Below are 6,864 nucleotides of genomic sequence, written 5' to 3'. Positions count from 1 at the left end.
TCGGCGCGGGCAGGGCGGCCCGCACGGCGGCCAGGACGGCGTCCTGGGCCGTTTTGGCCGGGTCGTAGCGCACCACCAGGCAGGCGCAGGCCGGATTGCTGCGGGTGTCGAGGATGCCCGCGATGTCGGCGCAGGCGGAGGCGGCCGTGGACAGAAGCGATGCCGGGCGCAGTCTCAGGCGCAGACGTCCGGGCAGGGCGTGGGTGATGCGAAGGGTGGCTGTGGCGTGCATGGCGCTTGAAAAGATCCTGAGGATGCGGGTTTAGGGGCGTCTGCGGGGGACGGGCGAGGGGCGCAGGGCTGGGCCTTCCGGAACAGTCGGCGTGACCAAATCGAATACAATAATGATTTCCATTCTCATGATGGAAGCCCTCTATCCCATAATCCCGGGTCGCGCAAGGGGTTTATCCTGCTGTCGGGGGCCATCCGTAGACTGCCTGCCGCCGTGCCGCGACGGTCCTGTTCCGGGGATGCGCGGCCGTCCGGACCTCCCCATGCCCGATTGTCCCGCTTTCTACAGAATGTCACAGAGCAATCGCTTGACGACAGTCCCTGTTTCATGCGCCATACCGGGGCCGGACAACGAAGCGCCCATGTGAGGCGAAAGGGGAGACATCATGCGCCATCGGTTGAAAACCATGACCCGTCAGGCCGGGAAACCCTTGGACGGCCTGGAATATACCGGCGACGCCCCGGCCGTGGCGACCACGGTGGCCACCATGGTGTACGGGCCGCAGGGGGCGACGATGACCGGGCCGGATGACGGCGAAACGCTCCATCCCCTGCCGGTCACGGACGGCGACAAGATGTGGATCGACGTGGCCGGGTTGCACCAGCCCGAGGCCATACGCCGGGTGGGCGGGCTTTTCGGGGTGCATCCGCTCATCCTGGAGGACATCGTGCAGGTGGGGCAGCGCCCCAAGCTTGAGGACATGGAGGACTACCTGTTTCTCGTGACCAAGGCCTGGCGGTACGATCCTCAGGCCAAGACCCTGGGCGAAAGCCAGATCAGCTTTGTTCTGGGACGCCACGCCCTGGCCACCTTCCGCGAGGGGGACGTGCCCGCCTTCGACGGGGTTCGGGCCCGTGTTGCCGCGGGCCGGGGCCGGGTGCGGGGCATGGGCGCGGATTATCTGCTCTATGCCCTGCTCGACGCCTTGGTGGACGAGCATTTCGTGTGCCTGGAGAAGGTGGGCGAGGACATCGAGGATTTGGGGGACAAGCTTTTGGCCGATCCCGAACCGGCGGATCTGGAGGTCATCCACAAGCTCAAGCGCGAAACCATCTATCTGCGCAAAAGCATCTGGCCCCTGCGCGAGGTGATTTCCCGACTGGCCGAAGGGGAGAGCGAGCTGCTCTCCCCTCAGACGCGGCTGTACTACCGCGACCTCTACGAGCACGTGATCCAGGTCATGGATACGGTGGAGGGCCTTTTGGACATCGTGGGCGGCATGGTGGACATCTACTTGTCCACCATCAGCTTCCGGTTAAACGCCATCATGAAGGTCTTAACGCTTATCTCCACGCTTTTCATGCCCATGACCTTTGTGGCCGGGGTCTACGGCATGAATTTCGAGTTCATGCCCGAGCTCAAGTGGCCCCTGGGCTATCCCATGGCCATCGGGATCATGCTGTGCATGTCCGGCGGGCTTTTCGGCCTTTTCAAATGGAAGAAGTGGATCTGATCACTTCCCTCCCCCCTGTACCTGCGGGATGAACGCGCCGTAACCCTCCTTCTCCATCTCCTCCAGGGGGATGAAGCGCAGCGCCGCCGAATTGATGCAATACCGCTGGCCCGAAGGGCGGGGGCCGTCGTCGAACACATGCCCCAGGTGGGAGTCGGCCAGGGAGCTTCGGACCTCGGTGCGGGCCATGCCGTGGCTGGCGTCCGACCGGGCGGCCACGGCCCCCGTGCCGATGGGCCGGGTGAAGCTCGGCCAGCCTGTGCCGGAGTCGAACTTGTCGGCGGAGCTGAAAAGCGGCTCCCCGGACACCACGTCCACATAAATGCCTGGCCGTTTCTCGTTCCAGTAGGGGTTGCCGAAGGCCGGTTCGGTGCCCGCCTTGCGGGCGACCTCGAAGGAAAGGGGCGACAGGCGCTTTTGCAGTTCGGCGTCGTCCGGCCGGACATAGCCGACAGACGGCTCGGCGGCGCCCGGGGGCGTCGCGTCCGTTTTGACTGGCGCGCCCGGCGCGCCCGGTGCGACCGGGGTGACTGGCTCGACTGGCGCGACCGGGTTGATCGACGCGCCCGGCGCGTCTTTGCCCCAGACCGCGTCCAGGTACGGCCCGCGCCCTGAATAGCGGTGGTAATTGCCGTAGCTCACGGCATGCTTGGCGTAATAATTCTGGTGTTCCTCCTCGGCCGGATAAAACGGGGCCACCGGGAAAAGCGGCACGTCCAGGGGCTTTTTGAAGCGGCCCGAGGCGGCCATGACGTCGCGGACGTTTTCGGCGATTCGCTTCTGGTTCTCGTCGGCGTAATAGATCGCCGTGCGGTATTGCGACCCCCGGTCGGCGAACTGTCCGCCCGGGTCCGTGGGGTCGATGTTCTTGAAGAAAATCCGGACCAGATCCTCGTAGGAGATTTTCGCCGGGTCGTAGACCACGCGAACCGCCTCCACATGGCCGGTTTTCCCCGTGGACACGGCGGCGTAGGAGGGGGCGGGGTCGTGGCCGCCGGTATAGCCGGAGACGGCCTCGATCACCCCGGGTTTTTTCTCCATGGCCGCCTCCAGGCACCAGAAACAGCCTCCGGCGAAGACGGCGCTTTCGGTCTTTTCAGTGGGTTGCATAGGGGGATCCGTTTGGGCAGGTGCGGGTTGGGTTGTGAAAAGAGCCAGAACGGCCGCAAGTAAGCCAATGAGAAGTCGTTTTTTTCGCATGGGCATGTCCCAATCACTGTTGAGTGGTAATAAAGTGGCCGGATCGGCATGTCCAGAAAACAGACCGGATTGCTAGGAGAATAGGGCGTCAGGGGAGAAAGTCAAAGGGCTGTCGGCGGAAAAAGGGGAACACCGTCCCGGTGAAGGCCGGGACCGGTCACGGGCGCCCACGGCGGAAAACCGGGGACGGCGGGGACTGGGAGGGGGCTTGATTCAGATGCACAACCGGAGGCGAAGGGTTTCCAGCACCTCCAAGGCCACGGCCAGCTTGTCAACAGGAATGTCCGCCAGGGTTTCCCGATGCACGCCCATGGCCACGGCATGGATGGAGTCCTTGTACTCCAGTATCTTTGCGGTCAGTCGGACCCGGTTGCGCCGCCGGTCGCCCGGCACGGGCTCCCGGCGCACCCAGCCGAGTTTCTCCAGACGGTCCAGAAGCCGCACCACCGTGGGGCATTCCACGAAGAGCCGATCCGCGATCTCCCTCTGGGACAGGGGCTTGTCCGCCGTGGCCAGGGTGAAGATCACGCTCCAGGAGGCGCTGGACAGGCCCAGGGGCCGTAACTGCTCGTCGATTTTTGCCCGCCAGGCGCGTGCCGTCTCGTACAGGGCGATGACGAAGCGTTCCTCTGGGGCGGCGGCTTCGCACAGGGGCAGGGCGATGTCATCCTGCTGTCCGGAGGTATTCGGGGCGCCTGGGGGACAGGCGCAGACCGGGGCGGTTTCGCGCGCCGCGCTCACGATCCGGCTCCGGGTTCGGAGGATTGCGGATGGCTCCGGCGGAAAAGGCCGCCGATCTGCATGATGAGCTTGAAAAAAACCGGGATGAAAAAGGGCGCGATGAACGTGGCCCCGAGCATGCCGCCGATGACCCCGGTGCCGATGGCGTGGCGGCTGGCCGCGCCGGCGCCGGAGCTGATGGCCAGGGGCAGGCAGCCCAGGACGAAGGCCAGGGAGGTCATGATGATGGGCCGAAAGCGCAGCCGGGCCGCTTCCGTGGCGGCGTCGGTCAGGGACATGCCCTGCTTCATGCGCAGGACCGCGAACTCCACGATGAGGATGGCGTTTTTGGCCGCCAGGCCGATGAGCGTCACCAGGGCGACCTGGAAATAGATGTCGTTGGACAGCCCGCGTCCCCAGGTGGCCAGGATCGCGCCGAAAAGCGCAAACGGCACGGCCAGGATGACGGCTACGGGCAGCGACCAACGTTCGTACTGGGCGGACAGGATGAGAAAGACCATGACGATGGCCAGGGCGAACACCAGGGTGGACGTTCCGGCCATGGCCCGTTCCTGGTAGGACGAGCCGGTCCAGGCCAGGGCGTAGTCCGAGGGCAGGGCCTCTTTGGCGGCGGCCTCCATGGCGTCCAGGGCCTGGCCCGAGCTGTAGCCCGGGGCCGGATCGCCCATGAGCTTGGCCGCCGGGAACACGTTGTAGCGCTCCATGACCTCGGGGCCGCTGGACTGCTCCACCGTGACCAGGGCCGTAAGCGGAATCATTTCGCCCTTTTGAGTGCGCACGAAGACGTCGCGCAGATCCTCGGGGCGATCCCGGAAGTTGGCCTCGGATTGCAGCATGACCCGAAAGGTGCGCCCGTACTTGTTGAAATCGTTGACGTAGTAGGCCCCGAAGGTGGACTGCATGACCTCGAAGACGTCATCCACGGACACGCCCAGGGCCTTGGCCTTCTGACGGTCCAGGGTCACCTTGATCTGGGGCACGTTGGCCCCGAAGGTGGTGGACACCCGGCCGAGCTCGGGGCGCTTGCCCGCCGCAGCGATGACCTTTTCGGTCATGGCCGCCAGATCCTTGGGCGTGCCTTCTCCCCGGCTCTGTATAAAGGCCTCGAAACCGCCGGTGCTGCTCATGCCCGAGATGGGCGGCGGGTTAAACGCCAGGGCCAGGCCCTTGGGCTGGGTCATGCCCCGGCCGAAGACCCGCTTGACCAGGTCAAACGAGCTGTGCCCCGGCGCCGTGCGCTCGCGCCAGTCCTTCATGGGCAGAAACGTGGTGCCGTAATTGGACCGGCTGGCGCCGCTTATCAGGTCGTATCCGGCGAAGGTCATGACCTCCTTGATGTCGGGATCGGCCATGTGCATGGCGTCCAGGGCGTCGGTGACGGCCAGGGTGTTGCTCAGGGACGCGCCGTCGGGCAGCACGGTCAGGGCCAGGATGTAGCCCTGGTCCTCGTCGGGCAGAAGGCCGCTGGGGACGTGGGAAAAAAGCCAGTACGTCCCGCCGCACAGGACCGCGAAAAGGATCAGGGCCACCGAGGTCCGGCGGATGAGGAAGCGCACCCCGGCGGTGTAGCCGTCGGTGATGCGGTCAAACAGGGTGTTGAAGGCCCGAAAGACCCGGTTGGGCTCCTGGTGGCCGGGTTTGAGCAACAGGGCGCACAAGGACGGGGTGAGCGTCAGGGCCACCAGCCCCGAGATGGTCACGGACACGGCGATGGTGATGGCGAACTGCTTGTACATCTCGCCGGTTAAGCCCCCCAGAAAGGCCACGGGCACGAACACGGCGCACAGCACCAAGACGATGGCGATGACCGGCCCCGTGACCTGCTCCATGGCCCGGGCCGTGGCCTCTTTGGGCCCCAGCCCCCGGGTGCGCATGATGCGCTCCACGTTTTCCAAAACCACGATGGCGTCGTCCACCACGATGCCGATGGCCAGCACCATGCCGAAGAGCGTCAGGGTGTTGATGGTGAACCCCAGGGCGTACATGCCCGCGAACGTGCCGATGATGGACACGGGCACGGCCAGGCAGGGGATGAGCGTGGCCCTGAAGTTCTGCAAAAAGAGGTAGACCACCAAAAAGACCAGGATCATGGCCTCGACCAGGGTATGCACCACCTCGGTGATGGACACCCGCACGAAGGTGGTGGTGTCGTAGGGGATGGCGTAGGCGACGCCCTCGGGAAAGCGCGTGGACAGCTCGTCCATCTTGGCCTTGACCCGGTCGGCGGTGTCCAGGGCGTTGGCCCCCGGGGCCAGGAACACGCCCAGGGGGACGGCCGGTTTTCCGAAGCGCTTGCCCGTGAAGCCATAGTCCTTGGCCCCCAGCTCCACCCGGGCGATGTCCTTGACGCGCAGCACGGAGCCGTCGGGTTCGGCGCGCACGATGATGTTCTCGAACTCCTCGGCCGTGGTCAGGCGTCCCTGGGTGGTGACCATGTAGTTGATGTCCACATGCTCCAGCACGGGTTCCTGGCCGATGCGCCCGGCCGCGAACTGGGCGTTCTGCTCGGCGATGGCCCCGGCCACGTCGCCGGGGGTGAGCCCGAGCTGGGCCAGCTTGTCCGGCCGAAGCCAGACGCGCATGGAATAGTCCTTGGCCCCAAATATTTGGGCGTCGCCCACGCCCGGGAGGCGCTTGAGCTCGTCGAGCACGTTCACCAGGGCGTAATTGCTGAGGTAGATGGCGTCGTAGCGGCCGGAAGGGGAGTCCATGGACATGACCATGAGCATGCTGGAGGACTGCTTGGTGACGGTGACGCCCTGGCGGCGCACCTCCTCGGGCAGGCTGGTCAGGGCGGACTGGACCCGGTTGTTGACGTTGATGGTGGCCTGGTCGGGGTTGGTGCCCACGGCGAACGTCACGGAGATGGTCATGGAGCCGTCGCCGGCGCTGGTGGACTTCATGTACAGCATGTCGTCCACGCCGTTGATCTGCTGCTCCAGGGGGGCGGCCACGGTGGCCGCGATGACCTCGGGGCTGGCCCCGGGATAGTTGGTGGCCACGGCCACTTCGGGCGGGATGATGTCCGGGTACTGGGCGATGGGCAGCACCTTCAGGGCCACCAGCCCGGCCAGGGTGATGACCAGGGAGATGACCGTGGAGAAGATGGGGCGATTTAAGAAAAAACGCGAAATCATTGCGCGGCCTCCGCCTTGGGCGCCGGGGCGGCCTGAGCCTCGCCCGACCTCGTCCTCAAGGTCAAGGAATTCATCGAGTTCTTTGAGGAATCCAAGGTCGA

Annotated in this window: 5 protein-coding genes; 1 reads left to right on the top strand and 4 read right to left on the bottom strand. The window is 65.4% G+C overall.

Translation table 11 applies throughout. The features are described from left to right. The coding region (locus tag V3572_RS03215) for a hypothetical protein (RefSeq protein ID WP_332109532.1) at window positions 1-232 on the bottom strand (232 nt) is incomplete at its 3' end. A 385-nt stretch (window positions 233-617) separates the two neighbouring features. Between V3572_RS03215 and corA the strand changes: the two genes are divergently transcribed. Then, entirely contained in the window at window positions 618-1,685 is a 1,068-nt protein-coding gene (gene corA / locus V3572_RS03210) for a magnesium/cobalt transporter CorA (protein ID WP_332109531.1), read from the top strand. On the opposite strand, the gene msrB is transcribed toward corA, so the two are convergent. The 3 genes from msrB to V3572_RS03195 form a co-directional block, all read right to left on the bottom strand. Next, window positions 1,686-2,795: a peptide-methionine (R)-S-oxide reductase MsrB gene (gene msrB, locus V3572_RS03205; RefSeq protein ID WP_332109530.1), complete on the bottom strand. Its 1,110-nt coding sequence runs from the start codon at window positions 2,793-2,795 to the stop codon at window positions 1,686-1,688. A 303-nt stretch (window positions 2,796-3,098) separates the two neighbouring features. Continuing rightward, a complete protein-coding gene (locus tag V3572_RS03200; protein ID WP_332109529.1) occupies window positions 3,099-3,626 on the bottom strand; it encodes a MarR family winged helix-turn-helix transcriptional regulator in 528 nt (175 codons plus the stop codon). Beyond that, entirely contained in the window at window positions 3,623-6,763 is a 3,141-nt protein-coding gene (locus tag V3572_RS03195; RefSeq protein WP_332109528.1) for an efflux RND transporter permease subunit, read from the bottom strand. Before V3572_RS03195 ends, V3572_RS03200 begins: the two co-directional genes overlap by 4 nt. Window positions 6,764-6,864: the final 101 nt, after the last annotated feature.

This window comes from Desulfolutivibrio sp., from assembly GCF_036584575.1.
GTDB lineage: Bacteria > Desulfobacterota > Desulfovibrionia > Desulfovibrionales > Desulfovibrionaceae > Desulfolutivibrio.
This window is presented reverse-complemented; position numbering and strand designations above follow the sequence as displayed.